A 17551-nucleotide genomic window follows, 5' to 3' on the forward strand; every position below is an offset into this window, starting at 1 on the left:
TGTAGGCGCTCCAATATTGCAATGGCCTCAGCCTTGCTGTCCGCATCTTTGCAAATCACCCTATTACCCTCCAATATCAACCTGCACGTCTTTAACCACAATGTTTCCTTATTGTAACAATGAATACTATGGATAAGATATGATTTGGAGCAGTGCATTAAGCCTAGAGCATAGGGCTTAATGCGCGATTCCTCACGCAAGCACGAATAGAATCAAACAGGTGGCCAAAATTTAGACTGACCATTTTGTCTGCATCTCCAGCATTCTTGAAGATCACCTGTCCAAATCACGACAACGACATTGATACCAACAATCTTAAAGCTATTCGCTTAAATGCTCAGCTAACCAGTTTGAATCATTAAACCGGCGGCACAAGCAGTCAGAATTTTCTGCAGCACAATATTTCCATGTCGCAATAAATACTTAAATTCCTGGCAAAATGATTAGCCTTAATACGCAACCATTAGCTAACGATGGATCGGTCTTATTACAGTGCTTTAGCAAGCGACTTTGCGAATGCTGACGGCAACGCAATACTGGGCATACTTACTTCGAGAACGCCGAAGCTTGAAGAAAATCAACGTGGGGCCTGGGTATTCCAGATTAAGCACCTACGCGACCTTGCGCTGCAAATTCCGAAGGCACATATTTTTTTAGAGTTCACGATTCCTCGAATGGGTCGTCGTGCAGACACAGTTATTGTTTACTGCGGGCTCGTCTTCGTTTTGGAATATAAAGTCGGCAAGCATCAGTACATCCACGAAGATATCAATCAAACTTTAGGATACGCGTTAGATTTAAAAAACTTTCACGAAACTAGCCATCACCGACGCATTATTCCTATTCTTATTGCGACCGAGGCAGTTGACGTTCCAATTTGCGCTGTGTTTTCGCATGACGGTGTATCCGCACCGATATTAGCCAACGCAGCCGGCTTACATAATGTGATTGACGTCTTTGTTAAACGTTATGGCAGCGACAACATCGACGCGATGCATTGGGAAAAAGGGCGCTATAAACCGACGCCTACAATAGTTGAAGCAGCCCAAGCGCTTTATCGTGGCCACAATGTAGAGGAAATATCGCGTAGCGAATCTGGTGCAAAAAACCTTACGACAACAAGTGCATACATTAACAGCGTAATTGAGCTCTCGAAAAGTCAAAATCAAAAAACGATCTGCTTTATCACTGGTGTACCAGGATCAGGAAAAACGCTGGCCGGCTTAAATATTGCCCAATCACGAATGAAAGCACACGCGGACGAGCATGCGGTCTTCTTATCGGGGAACGGCCCTCTTGTCGATGTACTGCGCGATGCTCTTACTATTGATAGGCTGGATCAACTACGATGCGCCGGAGAGCATCGACCATCTCGGAGGGAAGAATATACAAAAGCATGCGCCTTCATACAAAATATTCACCACTTTCGAGACGAAAATTTGCAGTCGGCATTCCCGCCTGTTGAGAAGGTTGTGGTTTTTGATGAGGCCCAGCGCGCGTGGGACGTTGAGCAAACAAGCCGATTCATGCGAGAAAAACGTGAACTCGTTGGCTTCTCAATGTCGGAGCCCGAGTTTCTCCTTTCTGTAATGGACCGTCATCCAGATTGGTGTACCGTGGTTTGCCTTATTGGTGGAGGACAGGAGATCAATACCGGCGAGGCCGGAATTACAGAGTGGCTTCAAGCCCTAAAAAAGAAATTTCCGCATTGGAGAGTTCATATTTCAGACCAGCTAAACGGCCCGAATTATCTACCCATTCAAGAAATGACAGAGTTTTTTTCGGGTGATGCCATATCAATAGCTCCGGCCTTACATCTCGCCGTATCATTGCGTTCCTTCAGGGCTGAACGACTTTCTGAGTTTATCGGTGCTTTAATTGACGGGGACATCTCCCGGGCGAGAGAACTATTTGCGACGCTAAGTGACTATCCAATCCGCGTCACTAGAAATCTTAGTAATGCACGGAGCTGGCTGCGATTAAATCGCCGCGGAATGGAACGAGCGGGATTGGTAGCCTCGTCGAACGCGCTACGGCTCAAACCCGAGGGAATTTTCATGAAGGCCAAGATTGAACCGTCTATGTGGTTCCTTGCCCCTCACTTAGATATTCGGTCCTCGGACGCTTTGGAAGACGCTGGTTCGGAATTCGATGTTCAAGGTCTTGAACTTGATTGGATATGCGTTTGCTGGGATGCCAACTTACGTTGGAAAGAAACCGCATGGAGCATGCATAGATTTCAAGGTACGAAATGGCAAAAGTTAAACGATGTAGCGAAGAGCCGGTACCTACTAAATTCGTATCGCGTGCTGTTGACGCGCGCCCGGCAAGGAATGGTAATTTTTGTCCCTGAAGGGAACAGTGAAGACTCCACTCGTCTGCCGGAATATTACGATCCAATTTATAAGTTCTTAAAATCGATCGGAATTGAAACTGTGTAAAACACACTGTCATTGTCCAACTCGTTTCCGTGATCACCTGTAGTAAGTATCGCGGTCGACATACCTATTGTTTTGAGAAGTGACTTTGACAGGACAATCATGCCAATACGTACAGTAAACAGCTCCGCATCGACACCAACCTAAAAGGTCCTTAAAAGAACCGCGCCTCACTTCCAGACACCCCAACATAAACATGGGATGCTAAGCATTCCTCTTACATGATAAATTGCATTTTTTATAATTCCCTAAGAAGTGCCAATGCCAGATCGATATATTCGAGAGTGGTTTACGCCGCGTGTTCCAAGCTGCGCAAGATCGACCCTAACTCTACGCTTTGATGGACAAGCGCTTCGTGCGCATGGCTCTAGCCAGCTCCATGCCTTCCCCGCCGTTTTGGGACGTCAAAATGGTGGAACGTTCGTTTACTCTGTAGGCCAACAACAGATTCCGGACCAGGGACCTATCCCTGCTGGCGATTATTGGATTCAGCCGTCTGAACTCCAAGAAAACTCCTGGTACAGATTACGCAATCCGCGACCAGCTTGGGGGGATTACTGGATTACGATTCATCCTTATCCAAACACAGTGACATATAAGCGTGGCGGTTTCTTCATACACGGCGGTAGGACACTGGGGAGTGCTGGATGTATTGACCTGTCTGTTTATATGAATCAGTTTGTCGATTCGCTCAAACGTGAACTCAAGGGCCACGTTGATTGCTTCATCCCGCTGACAGTGCGATATGCATCATGAAAAAACATCTTCCGTATGTCAGTCTCTTCCTTTGCGCACTGCTTATCTTGTTTGTGGCGTACGTTAATCTTGATGCGATTACAGGTGCCTTTGGTGAGGGGTCACCGTACTTCGGTCGAACCACAAATATGGACAAATGGGAGAACCCTGTACCAATGCTTGTCGTTGTGGATGTCTTTACGATCGTGCTCAGCGTGGTAGTCGGACGGTGGGCTGTCAAGCAATTCAGGCAGAGCCAATAACTCTTCCCTAAAACCAATGGGTAATGAATTGTGGCATTACGGTTAGGAAATCCCTGATACTTTTATAGTTGTCTCGTAGTCCTCCTCATGACAAATTGAACATTGCCGATATACCCATATCAAACCCGATTTGGAGGACGATATGACAGGACCAACACCAGCAAATAAATCACCGGCAGATAACGCGGGACCGAAACCGGTTCGCACGACTGAAGATGTGATTGCTACGGAAGATATTGGCTTGCCGAGTGGCATTCAGCCTGATGAAGTTTCGAAACTTGATGAAGTGAAACCGGACGAGGGGAAGGTTGAGAAGAAGCATTGAGGTTGATGCTTTTCTTATGCTTGCTTCGGATTGAAGTTAATGAGTGGTGGCTATTTCGAGCGATTGCGTTGGCTTGACCGCACTACCCCCATCCCAACCTTCCCCCTGCAAGGGGGAAGGAGCCGGACCGCTCTTCGTGTTTGAGCCGGGCTGCTCTTCGCGTTTGACATTGGTGCGTTGCTTACGCTATTGGCCGGTGATCCGCAAAACCCCTCCCAAACGCCCTCCCCTAAAAAATGCTACTGTCATTGCTTCGGACAAAAACACCCGTCGGCACCGCAGCTACCAACCACGAGACAACGCGCTGACGTCGACCATAACGACAACACCCGGTAGATTTCAATGCAGGCCAGCAAACCGCGTCACAACGAGACCGTTGATTCACCTTCTATCGTAGTTCCCATCCTGACCGGCATGTTGGTTACTCTCGTCACCGTGGCGCTCGCCCGGCTGGCGTTCGGGTTGATCTTGCCGTTCATGCGTGCCGACCTTGGCATGACGTATCAGCAGGCGGGCAACCTCGGCACGGTTGCTGCGCTGGGCTATCTGTTTCTGGTGATGGTTGCCGGGATGTTTGCGTCAAAGCATGGTGGACGCGCGGCGGTCGTTCTGGGACTGAGCCTGACGACAGTGGGCTTTATCGTGCTGAGCATCAGCTCGCAGCAGAGCATGCTGCTGTTTTCCATGCTGCTGCTCGGCTGCGGCACGGCGTTCGCATACACACCGGTGATTTCCCTTCTTGCAGGCTGCTTTCCCGGTCGTCGCGGGGCGGTGATTGGCATGACCAATAGCGGAATTGGGGTCGGCGTGTTGGGGGCGAGCTTTATGGTGCCCTACCTGAACGAGACCTTGGGTCGTTCGGCATGGCGTTGGTCCTGGGTCGTCTTTGCGGTGTCGAGCGCGTTGGCACTGGTGGCGAGCATTGCGTATCTGCCGCGTACGAAGCAGGTCGCAGGTTCAATGAAATCGGCACCGGCCGTGCCGATGTACCGTAACAGCCGGATCAACATCGTCGCCCTGTTGTATGGCGTGGTTGGCACGACTTACATTGCGCAGACGACTTTCATGTATAGCTTCGCGCTGGATTCCGGCATGTCTCCTGTGATTGCGGGACGCATGTCGGCGCTGCTGGGAATTCTTTCCGTTTTCGCTGCGCCGACCTGGGGGTATATCTCGGATCGGTTCGGGCGGTCGCCGACGCTGATGATTGCCGTTGCACTGAATGCGGTTGGCACAGTGATTCCTGTGGTGTGGCCGACGACCGCCGGTTTTACCATGCATTACATCATGCTTGGTTGCACGGTCTCGGGGATGTTCACGTCGATTCTGACGATTGCCGCAGAATCCGTTGAACCGGCCTTTGCACCACGCGCAACCAGTTACGTGACGCTGTTTTATGCAACCGGGCAGTTTATCGGACCCGCGCTTGCAGGTCTGTTGATCGAGTATGCGGGCGGGTTCAAAACAGCGTTTACGGCGAGCACGATCGTGCTTGTGCTTGGCTTTTTCCTGAGCTGCCGGCTTGCGGTGGTGTCGCGTCGGCATGTAGAGGTTGCTGCAGACGCTTGACCGCATTGATGCTTTTGCCGGCTGTGTCGCGAGACGTGGCCGGGTTTGCGCAGAATCGGCTCGTGTACAATCTCCCCGCCTGTTTGCAGCGTGCAATATCGCTCAGGCATACCTTCCCCAGCGATCGGCAGATTAACCATGAATAGCACCGGCAATGCGCGCCTGAACAATTTTGATTTCCTGCGAATCGGCGCCGCCCTGCTGGTATTGATCAGCCATCAATATGCGTTGAACGGCCTGCCGGAACCAGACTTCCTCAATAGCATGAGCCTCGGTACGCTCGGGGTGTTGATCTTTTTTTCGATCAGCGGATTCCTTGTTTCCCAAAGCTGGCGGCAAGATCCGCATATCGTGCGATTCCTTGCCAAGAGATTTTTGCGTATCTGGCCAGGCCTTGCAGCAGTGACATTGATCGCAGCCTTTGTGCTTGGCCCGCTGGTATCTACCCTGCCGTGGAAAGCCTATTTCGCCCATCCGGAGCTGCCGGATTTTCTGCGCAACCTGAAGGTAGTGACGATCCGGTATTTTCTGCCTGGCGTGTTCGAGCAGAATATCTACCCGCGTGCGGTCAACGGTTCGTTGTGGACGATTCCTCTCGAGGTGCGGTGTTACTTCGGTTTGCTTGTTGGCGGTGTGCTGGGACTCTTGAAGCTGCCCGTACTGGCATTGGCGGGCACGATTGCATTTGCCGGATATTACTTCATCGTCGCGCCTGATCCGAATAACTATCAGTATTACTTTGGACTGTTCTTCTTCGCAGGCGTATGCCTCGACCTGTTCCGCGATCGATGGGCGACACGGCCGGAGTACCTGCTGGGTGGGCTAGGATTGCTGGCAGTTGGCTGTTACTTTGCGGGCATGGGACGAGCGGGGTTTCTTCTGCTGATTCCTGCGGTGACGATTTATATTGGTCGCTTGTCAACGTCGGTTATCCGGCGTGCCGGTCGATTCGGGGACATTTCCTACGGCATTTATATCTATGCGTTTCCGGTGCAGCAAACCGTGTTGTGGGCATGGGGGAAAAATTTGCCGTTCCTGCCGGGCTTGTTGGTGACGGTTGCTATCACTGCGTTATGTGCGTTAGTGTCGTGGCACCTGGTGGAACGACCAGCCCTGTCGCTCAAGAACAGGCTGGGTCGTCGAAAGACGGGAATCATTCAGGTTGCAACAAACCAAGGTTAAGCTACATGCGCTGATGCATCCAGGAACATCCCGGTCCGGAGTTCCTGCCTCTGGAGGAGGAAGTCGTGGGTCACTGTAGCCGATACCTTACCCCGGACAACGTGGAATGGACGCGCTCAGCCTGAACCACCGACCGATCATGCGCGCCCTTCCCTTCGCTCCTTCATTCCTTCACTGGCTACACAAGCTACACGATGCGATCGTTGCTTTCATGAATTCAACTGCGGCCGATCCGGCTCTGATGGATTGGAGATTTCCCCCAGTGTCCGGTCGACCTGCGCCGAATGCTTGGTTGCCATATCGCCCAGGGACACGATACCAATAAGTGCGTCGGAATCGTGATCCAGCACCGGGATGCGACGGATCTGACTATCGGCCATTTGTTCCATCACATCATCGACCGTCTGGTCCTCGTAGCACCAGCGCACCTGGGCTGACATGACGTCTTGGACGTGCGTGCTATCGGGGGACTGTCCGGCTGCCGTTGCACGGACGGTAATGTCACGATCGGTCACCATACCGATCAGCTTGGTGCCATCGCATACTGGCAAGGATCCGACGTTCATTTCATCCATTAACTGGGCGGCACGCCTGATGCTTTCTTGCGGCGATACGCTGCGGACATCGCGGGTCATGATATCGGCGATTGTTTGCATGGCTATTCCTTTCATTGAAGGCAGGCGAGTCAGGTATAAGCAAAGTGAACGACCTGCCGACCTGCCGATTGGCGCTAACGAAATCCAGTGTAGTCCAAACGATTTCAGATTGATGGGTGATATCTGGCAGATGCGCGGATGTTTGGCCGGTATCCAAAAATGGTGCGGAGAGCATGCTTGTTACGGAACTATCGCACTCGTACGAGGCCGAATTGCTTGTTACTGCAGGGGTGTACCATGTCTGATCGTTCAATCATTGAAGCGCTTCAGCGCGAAGCGATTCCCTTGGAGCGGACTGACAGCATTGATCGCATCGTTGCTGACATTGGCGATGCTTCCATCGTGCTGCTCGGGGAAGCCACACACGGCACGCAAGAGTTCTATCGTATCCGGGCGGAAATCACCAAAAAGCTGATCACCGAGAAACGTTTCGATGCGATTGCCGTCGAAGCCGACTGGCCGGACGCCTTGCGCGTCAGCCGTTACCTACGCGACTCAGGAGCGTCACCGTCCGTCGCTGCCGTTCAGAACAAACAGGCGAGCACGACCGCGCAGCAAGCCTTGCAGGGCTTTGAACGATTTCCGCAATGGATGTGGCGCAATACCGAGATCGTTGAGCTGATCAACTGGTTGCGTCAGGAAAATCGGCATCGCAGCGAGCGCGATGGCCGCGTTGGTTTCTATGGCATGGATCTGTACAGTTTGCGCAGCTCGATGCAAGCGGTGGTGCACTACCTGTCGCAGGTCGATCCCGAAGCGGCAAAGCAGGCGCGTGCGCGCTACGGCTGCTTCGACCATCTTGCGGAGAACCCGCAACGCTATGGGTATGCGGCGACCTTCGGCATGAAAAAAGACTGCGAAGAAGAAGTCGTGCGGCAGCTGGTGGCGATGACGACCGAGGCTAGTCATCTGGTTGCCGGCAATAGCCCGGCGGATGTCGACGAACTTTTTTACGCGCAGCAAAACGCAAGGGTGGCACGGAATGCCGAAGCATATTACCGGACCATGTTTCTTGGGCATGATGAATCCTGGAACCTGCGCGACACGCATATGGCCGACACTTTGGATGCCTTGCGTGAACACCTGCAAAACAGCAACAAGCGCGAAGCGAAGGTCGTAGTCTGGGCGCATAATTCCCACCTCGGCGATGCAAGCGCAACGGAAATGGGTGAGCATGGCCAGCATAATCTCGGTCAGCTGATGCGGCAGCGTCTCGGGCGCGACAAGATATTCCTGCTTGGCTTTACGACGCACGACGGTACTGTCACGGCGGCGTCCGAATGGGATGGTCCGGCCGAGAAAAAATCGGTGCGCCCTTCGCATGCGGAAAGTTATGAACGGATCTTGCACGACACGGGCATTGGGAATTTCTACCTTCCTCTGCGCGGTCGTCGTTATGTCTCCGAGCTATTGGAAGTGCGTCGCCTTGAACGTGCCATCGGCGTGCTTTACCTGCCAGCCAGCGAAAGAATGAGTCATTATTTTTATGCTTGTCTGCCGAAGCAGTTTGATGCGGTGATCCATGTGGACACGACTACGGCCTTGCGTCCACTTGAAGCGGTGGTCGAAACGCATCATGATGAAGCACCGGAAACTTATCCGACCGGGATATGACATCGGTAATCCGTTGAAGGTTATTCACATGGCAAAGAAAAAAAGGGTCACGCATGCGTGACCCTTAAAACTGCTGGGGACAAAACAACTACAACCACTACTAAAATCTTCGCTTAAATTGCACAATACCGCGTACCGATCGGCTCAACGCAGCAAGCGTCCATCCTTGCCGATCACCGTAATCTCGACAAACCTTGACCCGATACGGTTGTTCGGCGAGAAACGCACCGTAAAACCGCCGGTGTCAAACGGGTTCAAGGTCTCCAGTGCGCGAATCACTTTCTCGCGACTGGCGCCGGGGCCGGCTCGTTTCAAACCTTCCACCAGTACCTTGGCGCCGACAAATTCTTCAAAGCTGGTGTACGACAGCTCAGTACCGGCGGGCGCATATTTCTTCATGGCCTGCTGGTACTCCTTGACGATGCCGACCGTTGCCGAATACGGGTAAGGCATCACCTGCGCCACACCGATACCACGCGCGCTTTCAGGGCCGATCAGGCGGCTGATTTCCTTCGGATTGACCACAGAAATGTTCACCAGCTGCGCCACGGTAGACGCCGCGCGAATCTGTTTGCTGAACGCTGCCGTGCTCTTGTTCACAGAAATCATGACGACCGCCTGCGGATTCGCTTTTGCGATCTCCTGAACGGCATGGGTCACGTTGTCCGTATTCTTTTCGTAGGGACCCGTGCCGACAATCTCAAGACCGCGCTTTTTAAGTGCGGCCTCGACACCGACCAGTCCCGCTTTGCCGAAGGGATCATCCTGGTACATCACGCCGATGCGCTTCATATTCAGCATGATGAGCTGGTCGACGATGCCTTCCGCTTCATCGGCATAACCGGCCCGAATATGGAAGATGTAGGGATTGAACGGCGTCCGCAGCACCTCGCCGCCGGTGTACGGCGCCACCAGTGCAATATTGGCTTCTTCCAGAACCTTTTGCTTGAGCAGTTCGCCGACGTTTCCGGTACCGGCAAAACCGATCAGCGCCAGTGCGCCGTCCTTGCTGATGACTTCACGCGTGAGCCTGACGGTTTCATCCACCTTGTAGCCGTCATCCTTGACCACGTGCCGGATGCGCTTGCCGTGGACCCCGCCCTGCTCGTTGATATAGTCGAAATAGACCTTTGCTCCCAACACCATGTCTTTCCCGGTGTCGGCCAATACGCCGCTCAATGGAGCCACCTGCCCGATGACGATGTCATCCGCGCCCGAAGCGCTGATTGCAAACATTGCTGCACTAGCTGCTGCTGCCAACCGTACCCAGCGAAGTGGCCCCATGACGTCATCCCTCCATTGTGTTAACCACTGTTGTATGCAGGCGAGCCTGCGATGGTTTGCGTTTCTTCGCAAACTCGACGAGTTCGCCAACGATGCCACGACGGAAAGCCAGCACGCAGACGATGAAGATGAAGCCGGTGACGATGGTTACCGATTCGCCGATCGACCGGAACCATTCGATACCCGACACGCCAGCCAGGAAATTGCCAAGGTCGCCGAGTTTGTTCTCGAGTGCAATGATGACAATGGCGCCGACGATGGGACCGGTCAGCGTGCCGAGGCCGCCGACGAGGGTCATCAGCACGACCAGGCCGGACATCGACCAGTGCACGTCAGTCAGTGTTTCAAAGCCCAGCACGACGGTTTTGGTTGCGCCGGCAAGACCCGCCAACGCACCGGACAGAACAAAGGCCAGCAGCTTGTATTTGTCGACGTCATAGCCGAGTGAAATGGCGCGCGGCTCGTTCTCCTTGATGGCTTTGAGCACCTGGCCGAACGGCGAATGCACGGTACGCACGATCAGCGCATAGCCAGCAATCGCAATGGCCAGTACAACAAAATACATGGTCATGTCGCTGGACAGATCGATAATACCGAGGAGGTGGCCACGTGGCACGCCCTGTAATCCATCTTCGCCACCCGTGAACGGTGCCTGCAGGCAGACGAAGTACAGCATCTGCGCCAGTGCCAGCGTGATCATTGTGAAATAGATGCCCTGGCGGCGAATCGCCAGGCCACCCATGAGCAAACCGATCAGTGCGGCGACAACCACGCCGGCGATCAGGCCGAGTTCGAAGGGCAAACCCATGACCTTCAGCGCATGGCCCGCCACATAGCCTGCCATGCCGAAGAAGGCGGCGTGACCAAAGGACAGCAGGCCGGTAAAACCGATCAGGAGGTTGAAGGCGCAGGCAAACAGCGCAAAGCACAGGACCTTCATCAGGAATACCGGGTAGACGACGAAGGGAGCTGCTACCGCCACCGCCAGCGCAATCGCATATCCGAGTTTCTTGTTCATAGTTACGACCTTTTCAAACCTGTCATTCCGAACAGCACACTATTGCTACGCTTTATTCGCATCGAGGCCGGTTGCCTGTGCGCGCTGCGTTCGGGAAGACAGCGCGTGGCAACCGGATGCGAGAGCTTTACTTTTCCTTGCCGAACAGGCCGGCCGGACGAATCATCAGGACGATCGCCATGATGATGAAGACGACGGTCGCCGACAGTTCGGGATAGAACACGCGGGTCAGGCCTTCGATAATGCCGAGGCCAAGGCCGGTAAGGATGGAGCCCATGATGGAACCCATGCCGCCGATCACGACCACCGCGAACACGACGATGATCAGGTTCGAACCCATCAGCGGCGATACCTGGATCACCGGTGCGGCCAGCACGCCGGCAAATGCGGCGAGTGCAACGCCGAAGCCATAGGTGGCTGTCACCATCAGCGGGACGTTGATACCAAAGGCTTCGACCAGCTTGGGGTTTTCAGTGCCTGCACGCAGATACGCGCCGAGCTTGGTTTTTTCGATCACGAACCAGGTTGCAAAACACACGATGATGGAAGCCGCCACGACCCATGCACGGTAATTCGGCAGGATCATGAAGCCGAGATTGGTCGCACCCATCAGGACGTCCGGTACCGAATACGGCTGGCCGGATACGCCATAGAACGAGCGGAAAATACCTTCCAGCATCAGCGTGATGCCGAAGGTCAGCAGCAGGCCATATAAATGGTCCAGCTTATAAAGCCAGCGCAGCATGGTCTTTTCAATGACGATGCCGAACAGGCCGACCAGGATTGGGGCGGCGATCAGCATCACCCAGTAGTTAAGGCCGAGATAGGTCAAGCCCATCCAGGCAAGGAATGCGCCCATCATGTACAGCGCGCCGTGTGCAAAATTGATCACATTGAGCAAGCCGAAAATGACGGCGAGGCCAAGCGACAACATCGCGTAAAACGAACCGTTGACCAGGCCGAGCAAAAGCTGACTCAACATTGCTTGCAGGGGGATGCCGAAGATTTCCATAGTCGATAAGAAAATTAGCCGAGGCAGAAGATGTCGGGTTTCCTCCTGGTGCAGGGGACGGCTGGTATGGCGAACAAGGCGTCCATACAATCGGCTCAGGAAGGTTCGGCTACCCCGCCCGGCACACCAGCCTCCCCCGCGAGAGGAAACGGACCAACACGACTACATCGAGCGTGATACAGGACCCGGACTTCGCCAGGGTTCGCTAAAAACTGACTAAGCGATCCGCAGGCGATGACCGGGCAACAACGTCAGGGTCTTACTTCCAGAGCGAGCACTTGGATTCCGCCTTGGTGGCGTAGGCCTGGTCGCCAGGAATCGTTTGTACGACCTTGTAGTAATCCCATGGATACTTGGACTCGGACTGCTTCTTGACTTCCATCAGGTACATGTCGTGGACCATGCGGCCGTCCGGACGGATTACGCCGTTCTTGGCGAACACGTCGTTGATCTTGGTGCTCTTCAGCTTTGCCATGACCTTGTCGCTGTCGTCAGTACCAGTGGCCTTGACTGCAGCCAGGTATTGGGAAGTGACCGAGTAGTCGGCGGCGTGCAGCATGGTCGGCATGCGCTTGATCTTGTCGAAGAACTTCTTGGACCATGCGCGGGTGTCGGCATTCTGGTCCCAGTACCAGCCGTCTGTCAGGTACATGCCCTGAGTCAGGTTGAGGCCGAGCGAATGGACGTCGGTGATGAACATCAGCAGGCCAGCCAGCTTGGTGTTCTTGGTCACGCCAAATTCGTTGGCAGCCTTGATGGCGTTGATGGTATCGCCACCGGCATTGGCCAGGCCCAGGATCTGTGCCTTGGATGCTTGCGCCTGCAGCAGGAAGGACGAGAAGTCCGATGCTGACAACGGGTGCTTGACGGCTCCGAGTACCTTGCCGCCCGACGACTTGACGACGTCAGCGGTATCTTTTTCCAGCGAAGCGCCGAAAGCGTAGTCGGCTGTCAGGAAGTACCAGTCCTTGCCGCCCTGCTTGACGAGCGCGCTGCCAGTGCCGCGTGCCAGTGCAATGGTGTCGTACGCGTAATGCACGGTGTAAGGTGTACAGTCTTCATTGGTCAGACGGGCTGTGCCTGCGCCGACGGAGAAGAATACCTTTTTCTTTTCTGCTGCGATCTTGGCCATGGCCAGGTTGGCGCCGGAGTTGGTACCGCCGATCAGCATGTCAACGCCTTGCTGGTCGAACCATTCGCGTGCCTTCGATGCAGCGATGTCAGCCTTGTTTTGGTGGTCGGCAACGACGAACTCAATCTTCTTGCCGTTGATGTTGCCGCCAGCGTCGGCGATGGCCATCTTGACGGCTTCCGCACCTGCCGGGCCGTCGACGTCGGCGTAGACGCCAGACATGTCGGTCAGCAGGCCGATCTTGATGACGTCGCCAGATACCTGCGCGGAAGCGGCGCCGCCGAAGCCGGCGGTGAATGCGGTTGCGACTGCGAGAGTCATCACTTTTGCTTTGAGTTTCATTACTTCTCCTGTGTTGTAGGTAGTGTTGCTACAGCGTTGTTGAGTCTGTGATCAGACGCCCAGCAGCTCATTGAGCACGGACGTCTTCGACTCCAGTTCGGATGCGGCAAAGGACTCGACGATGTGTCCATGCTCCATCACGTAAAACCGGTCCGCCAGCGGCGCAGCGAAGCGGAAATTCTGTTCCACCATCACGATGGTGTAGCCCTTGGCCTTGAGCATGGTGATCATGCGTGCCAGCGCCTGCACGATGACAGGGGCGAGACCTTCGGATATTTCATCGAGCAGCAAGAGCTTGGCGCCGGTACGCAGGATGCGCGCAACGGCCAGCATCTGTTGTTCACCGCCCGACAGGCGTGTGCCCTGGCTAGAACGGCGCTCTTCCAGGTTGGGGAAAATCTCGTAGATTTCCTTGACCGACATGCCCTTCGATGACTTGGTCACCATCGGCGGCAGCAGGAGGTTTTCCTCGGCGGACAGCGACGAAAAAATGCCGCGCTCTTCCGGGCAATAACCAACGCCGAGGTGCGCCACCTTGTGCGTCGCCAGTCCGATCGATTCTTCGCCGTTGATCTTGATCGAACCCTTGCGCGTGCCGGTCAGTCCCATGATCGCGCGCAGCGTCGTGGTGCGGCCTGCGCCGTTACGGCCAAGCAGCGTGACAACCTCGCCCGGTTTCACCTCCAGGTTGACGTCGTGCAGGATGTGCGACTCGCCGTACCATGCTTTCAGGTTGCGGATTTCCAGTGCTGCGGTCGCCATTAGTGCGCTCCTTCCAGTTCGCCCGACGTGGTGCCCATGTAGGCTTCCATCACTTGCGGATTGCTCGATACTTCCTGATATGTGCCTTCCGCCAGCAAGGAACCGCGCTGCAAGACGGAGATCTTGTCGCAGATGCCTGATACCACGCTCATGTTGTGTTCCACCATGAGGATGGTGCGGCCTGCGGATACCTTTTTGATCAGCTCGGTGACACGATGCACGTCTTCATGGCCCATGCCCTGTGTCGGTTCGTCGAGCAGCATCAGTTCCGGCTCCATGGCAAGCGTGGTCGCAATCTCGAGTGCGCGCTTGCGGCCGTATGGCAGGTCGACTGTCATGGTGCTGGCAAATCCTTCCAGGTCGACTTCGGCGAGCAATTGCATCGCACGGTCATTGAGGCGACTCAGCGTCTGCTCGCTCTTCCAGAAATGGAAGGAAGTACCGAGTGCGCGCTGCAGGCCGATACGCACGTTTTCCAGCACGGTCAGGTGTGGGAAAACCGCAGAGATCTGGAATGAGCGGATCACACCGCGATGCGCGATCTGCTCCGGCGCCAGCGACGTGATGTCGTCGCCGTTATACAGGATGGACCCTGCGGTCGGCGTCAGAAATTTTGTCAACAGGTTGAAGAAGGTGGTCTTCCCTGCACCGTTTGGTCCGATCAATGCGTGGATAGAGCCGCGCTTGACCTTGAAATTGACGTCGTTCACCGCGATAAATCCCTTGAACCCCTTGGTCAGGTTTCGCGTTTCGAGTATGACTTCGCTTGCCATCCATTTTCTCCACTGTTGCTGCCGAATTCGTTGTCCCTTAGTCCGCGTTTCGCGGTCCGATGCGGGATCTGCATCAGGATGGCCCCGGCGTGATGCCGGGGCGGTATTGCTGGTATTGCTGGTGCTGCTGATACCGCTGCTTCGATCTATTGAGAGTTCAATAGATACTTGACACACTCAACCCCCATCCCAACCTTCCCCCTGCCAGGGGGAAGGAGCCGGCCCCTGCTCCGGGCAGGGACATCCGGCGTGGATGCGTTCCACTTAGTCCGGCTTATTCCGGAATGGTCGTGGTGTTGTTGGCGAAGGTGATCTGGTTCGCAGCAATCGGCGCAGCCTGGATAGGCGGCACGTTGGCCGCGGTGATCGCCGGCGCCGCACCTGCTGTACCTCCGCGTGGCACGGTACGCACAACCTGGCTAGGCGGCAGTGCAGCACCGGCCTTCAGATGGGCGTACATCATGTTCATCGCCTGGATGTGATATCGGTGGATCGGGATCAAACGTGTGTCGTAACCCGGGAAGCCGAGGAAGGCGTCGAAGTGGTTCGCATTGGTGATCTCGATGTACGACAACTTGCTGGCCGCGCCTTCAGCCGCCTTGTTGGCGGTGAAGTAAGCACGCGAGTTGTGATTCACCGGGATCAGCGCATCGTTGCGGCCATGAACGATAATGGCTGGCTTGCCACGCAGGTTGCCATTGCGCAGAACTTCGGCCATGCCGGCACGAACACGCTGCGAGTTGATCAGCGCCTGACCGGTCAATGGCTGGCCGGTAGTGACATCGGTACCGGTTGCCAGGTTGCGCAGGCAGATTGCGCCATCGATGTTGTAGTCGGCGACATTGGTTGACGGCGACACCGAGAACGAATCAGCGATCGGACCACCGACCGAGTTATTGTTGACCAGGCCAAGCCCACCGCTCGGCGTACCGTTGGCTGTCGCAAACAACTGGGCTTCCTGTGTCGCGGTCAGCGTGGTCAGGGCACCGGTTGCGGTTACAGGCGCAAAGCTGTAGCCGCAGAGGTTGTCCTTGACGCTGAACTTGCCGTACATGTTGGCGTAGAACGGCGCCAGGATCTGGTATGTGCCAAAGTGGCTGGCGTGCAGCAGATCGGCCTCGCTTTCAAAACCGGCTTCACGCAGCTTCTGCAGCGATTCATCGGCCTGTGCCGCGAGTGTCGTGGAAGTCAGCAGGTTCTTGGCCTTGAGCGCTGCGCAGCGGTTGGCAGCCAGGGTCGGGCTGACAGCAGCCAGCAGCGGCGAGGCAGTCAGCGAGGACGACAGCGCCGCGCACGGCTGATACAGGTTGCCGATGGTGATGGTGTCATACAGTCCCAGGCCTGCACGGCTGACTGTGGTGTTGCCACGCTTGATTGTCAACGCTGGGCTCAGTGCCACTTCAGTGACCGGTTCGGATACCGCAACGCCATCGATCAGGCCTTTGGTGTCCTGCTCCGCCGCGAGGATTGCCGCGCCGCCGCCATTCGATGCGCTCGATGCAATGACGAGTGTCTTGGCTGGCGTGATGGTATTGAGCCGGCTCGTGCCGTTGCGTGCAACGTCGCCGAATTTGTCGTTCAGTGCATAGAATGCAAACTCGACCGCCTGCAATGTGTACTTACCCCAATCCTTTTCCGAATTCTGCTGCGAGTGCGCCTGTTTGATCGCAAAGCGGTTCGGCGTTGCGGCGTTGAATGCAGTGAGTTCCGCTGCGGTCAGGTTGGCGGTGAAGCTGGAATTCTTGCCGGCGGCGACAGCATTCGCGCGCTCGCCGTTCAGCATGTTGACGGTGTTGGACTGCAGGTTATGGAAACCCATGCCGCTGCCCTTGTCGCTGTAGGCAACTGCGCAATTCTGCTTGAGACCCCAGTCGCCTGCCGTGCCGATCGCACCATACACGCCGCGCGAACCTGAGGAGGTCGCGGTGACAATACACGGATTGGCCTTGTCGAAGCCGGCCGGGATCTGGACCATTAGCGTGACATTCACCTGTCCTGTGCCGTCATCGGCATAGGCGATGTATTCATCGCCGGCGATCTTGCCTTCGCCGAGCGTGGCGTTGCCGGCATTGTCGATGTTGGGACCGTACAGCGTGCCAAAGCCGCCGTTGGTGCTCGGGTCGATCAGCGCGCGATAGTTCGAATGGATAGCATTGCGACGCAACTCGGCAATCGTCGGATTGGCCGGATCGGCAAACGCCGGCGCTGCGGCCTGCAGACCGGTCCTGCCCAAGCCCGCGGTAAGCAAGTCGTTGCTGACGCCGTCGTAGGTGGCTTTCTGAATAGTGCCGAGATAGCTCGGCTTGAGATTAAGATCCTCGGGAGGATCATCCGAACCGCCGCATCCGGCAAGAAGGCCGGCCGCAATGACTGAGGTTAAACCGAGTGTAGTGCGTGTTGCCATGTGTCTCGCTCCTGGTAGTTATCCGTCCATCTTTGGATGGAA

At 55.3% G+C, this 17551-nt stretch carries 14 protein-coding genes; 6 read left to right on the plus strand and 8 right to left on the minus strand.

Annotated elements, in window-relative coordinates:
• Positions 1 to 473: 473 nt before the first annotated feature.
• The 5 genes from ASE07_RS14720 to ASE07_RS14740 all read left to right on the plus strand — a co-directional run bounded on the left by ASE07_RS14720 (position 474) and on the right by ASE07_RS14740 (position 6512).
• Positions 474 to 2441, plus strand: coding sequence for a DUF2075 domain-containing protein (locus ASE07_RS14720; protein ID WP_057291585.1), 1968 nt, complete (start codon positions 474 to 476; stop codon positions 2439 to 2441).
• Positions 2442 to 2699: 258 nt separating this feature from the next.
• Positions 2700 to 3194, plus strand: coding sequence for a tlde1 domain-containing protein (locus ASE07_RS28105; RefSeq protein ID WP_082584162.1), 495 nt, complete (start codon positions 2700 to 2702; stop codon positions 3192 to 3194).
• A 384-nt stretch (positions 3195 to 3578) separates the two neighbouring features.
• Positions 3579 to 3761, plus strand: coding sequence for a hypothetical protein (locus ASE07_RS14730; RefSeq protein ID WP_057291587.1), 183 nt, complete (start codon positions 3579 to 3581; stop codon positions 3759 to 3761).
• A gap of 414 nt (positions 3762 to 4175) precedes the next feature.
• A complete protein-coding gene (locus tag ASE07_RS14735) occupies positions 4176 to 5330 on the plus strand; it encodes an MFS transporter (RefSeq protein WP_162256886.1) in 1155 nt (384 codons plus the stop codon).
• A gap of 138 nt (positions 5331 to 5468) precedes the next feature.
• Positions 5469 to 6512 (plus strand): acyltransferase family protein, encoded by a 1044-nt coding sequence (locus tag ASE07_RS14740; RefSeq protein ID WP_057291589.1) that lies wholly within the window; start codon positions 5469 to 5471, stop codon positions 6510 to 6512.
• A 209-nt stretch (positions 6513 to 6721) separates the two neighbouring features.
• On the opposite strand, the gene ASE07_RS14745 is transcribed toward ASE07_RS14740, so the two are convergent.
• A complete protein-coding gene (locus ASE07_RS14745) occupies positions 6722 to 7168 on the minus strand; it encodes a CBS domain-containing protein (RefSeq protein WP_057291590.1) in 447 nt (148 codons plus the stop codon).
• 237 nt (positions 7169 to 7405) lie between these two features.
• On the opposite strand from ASE07_RS14745, the gene ASE07_RS14750 reads away from it, so the two are divergent.
• Positions 7406 to 8782, plus strand: coding sequence for an erythromycin esterase family protein (locus ASE07_RS14750; RefSeq protein WP_057291591.1), 1377 nt, complete (start codon positions 7406 to 7408; stop codon positions 8780 to 8782).
• 144 nt (positions 8783 to 8926) lie between these two features.
• Here ASE07_RS14750 and ASE07_RS14755 read toward each other — a convergent pair whose 3' ends face one another.
• From ASE07_RS14755 to ASE07_RS14785, 7 genes are all read right to left on the minus strand, one after another.
• Positions 8927 to 10066 carry an ABC transporter substrate-binding protein gene (locus ASE07_RS14755; protein ID WP_057291592.1) on the minus strand — a complete coding sequence of 380 codons (1140 nt, stop codon included), beginning with the start codon at positions 10064 to 10066 and terminating at the stop codon, positions 8927 to 8929.
• Between the two features lie 4 nt (positions 10067 to 10070).
• Positions 10071 to 11084, minus strand: a complete 1014-nt coding sequence (locus ASE07_RS14760; RefSeq protein WP_057291593.1) for a branched-chain amino acid ABC transporter permease — start codon at positions 11082 to 11084, stop codon at positions 10071 to 10073.
• A 127-nt stretch (positions 11085 to 11211) separates the two neighbouring features.
• Entirely contained in the window at positions 11212 to 12096 is an 885-nt protein-coding gene (locus ASE07_RS14765) for a branched-chain amino acid ABC transporter permease (protein ID WP_057291594.1), read from the minus strand.
• A 259-nt stretch (positions 12097 to 12355) separates the two neighbouring features.
• Complete coding sequence (locus ASE07_RS14770) at positions 12356 to 13570, minus strand: ABC transporter substrate-binding protein (protein WP_057291595.1); 1215 nt, start codon at positions 13568 to 13570, stop codon at positions 12356 to 12358.
• A gap of 51 nt (positions 13571 to 13621) precedes the next feature.
• Entirely contained in the window at positions 13622 to 14332 is a 711-nt protein-coding gene (locus ASE07_RS14775; RefSeq protein ID WP_057291596.1) for an ABC transporter ATP-binding protein, read from the minus strand.
• A complete protein-coding gene (locus ASE07_RS14780) occupies positions 14332 to 15105 on the minus strand; it encodes an ABC transporter ATP-binding protein (protein WP_057291597.1) in 774 nt (257 codons plus the stop codon). The genes ASE07_RS14775 and ASE07_RS14780 overlap by 1 nt, the downstream gene beginning before the upstream one ends.
• Before the next feature lie 274 nt (positions 15106 to 15379).
• Positions 15380 to 17509 carry a 3-hydroxybutyrate oligomer hydrolase family protein gene (locus ASE07_RS14785; protein ID WP_057291598.1) on the minus strand — a complete coding sequence of 710 codons (2130 nt, stop codon included), beginning with the start codon at positions 17507 to 17509 and terminating at the stop codon, positions 15380 to 15382.
• Positions 17510 to 17551 lie beyond the last annotated feature (42 nt).

This window comes from Noviherbaspirillum sp. Root189 (assembly GCF_001428545.1).
Classification (GTDB): domain Bacteria; phylum Pseudomonadota; class Gammaproteobacteria; order Burkholderiales; family Burkholderiaceae_D; genus Noviherbaspirillum.

What these genes read in the sequence shown, in the direction of transcription:
- ASE07_RS14720 (WP_057291585.1), top strand. Translation starts at nt 474, where the DNA reads ATGGATCGGTCTTATTACAGTGCTTTAGCAAGCGACTTTGCGAATGCT.
- ASE07_RS28105 (WP_082584162.1), top strand. Translation starts at nt 2,700, where the DNA reads ATGCCAGATCGATATATTCGAGAGTGGTTTACGCCGCGTGTTCCAAGC.
- ASE07_RS14730 (WP_057291587.1), top strand. Translation starts at nt 3,579, where the DNA reads ATGACAGGACCAACACCAGCAAATAAATCACCGGCAGATAACGCGGGA.
- ASE07_RS14735 (WP_162256886.1), top strand. Translation starts at nt 4,176, where the DNA reads ATGTTGGTTACTCTCGTCACCGTGGCGCTCGCCCGGCTGGCGTTCGGG.
- ASE07_RS14740 (WP_057291589.1), top strand. Translation starts at nt 5,469, where the DNA reads ATGAATAGCACCGGCAATGCGCGCCTGAACAATTTTGATTTCCTGCGA.
- ASE07_RS14745 (WP_057291590.1), bottom strand. Translation starts at nt 7,168, where the DNA reads ATGCAAACAATCGCCGATATCATGACCCGCGATGTCCGCAGCGTATCG.
- ASE07_RS14750 (WP_057291591.1), top strand. Translation starts at nt 7,406, where the DNA reads ATGTCTGATCGTTCAATCATTGAAGCGCTTCAGCGCGAAGCGATTCCC.
- ASE07_RS14755 (WP_057291592.1), bottom strand. Translation starts at nt 10,066, where the DNA reads ATGGGGCCACTTCGCTGGGTACGGTTGGCAGCAGCAGCTAGTGCAGCA.
- ASE07_RS14760 (WP_057291593.1), bottom strand. Translation starts at nt 11,084, where the DNA reads ATGAACAAGAAACTCGGATATGCGATTGCGCTGGCGGTGGCGGTAGCA.
- ASE07_RS14765 (WP_057291594.1), bottom strand. Translation starts at nt 12,096, where the DNA reads ATGGAAATCTTCGGCATCCCCCTGCAAGCAATGTTGAGTCAGCTTTTG.
- ASE07_RS14770 (WP_057291595.1), bottom strand. Translation starts at nt 13,570, where the DNA reads ATGAAACTCAAAGCAAAAGTGATGACTCTCGCAGTCGCAACCGCATTC.
- ASE07_RS14775 (WP_057291596.1), bottom strand. Translation starts at nt 14,332, where the DNA reads ATGGCGACCGCAGCACTGGAAATCCGCAACCTGAAAGCATGGTACGGC.
- ASE07_RS14780 (WP_057291597.1), bottom strand. Translation starts at nt 15,105, where the DNA reads ATGGCAAGCGAAGTCATACTCGAAACGCGAAACCTGACCAAGGGGTTC.
- ASE07_RS14785 (WP_057291598.1), bottom strand. Translation starts at nt 17,509, where the DNA reads ATGGCAACACGCACTACACTCGGTTTAACCTCAGTCATTGCGGCCGGC.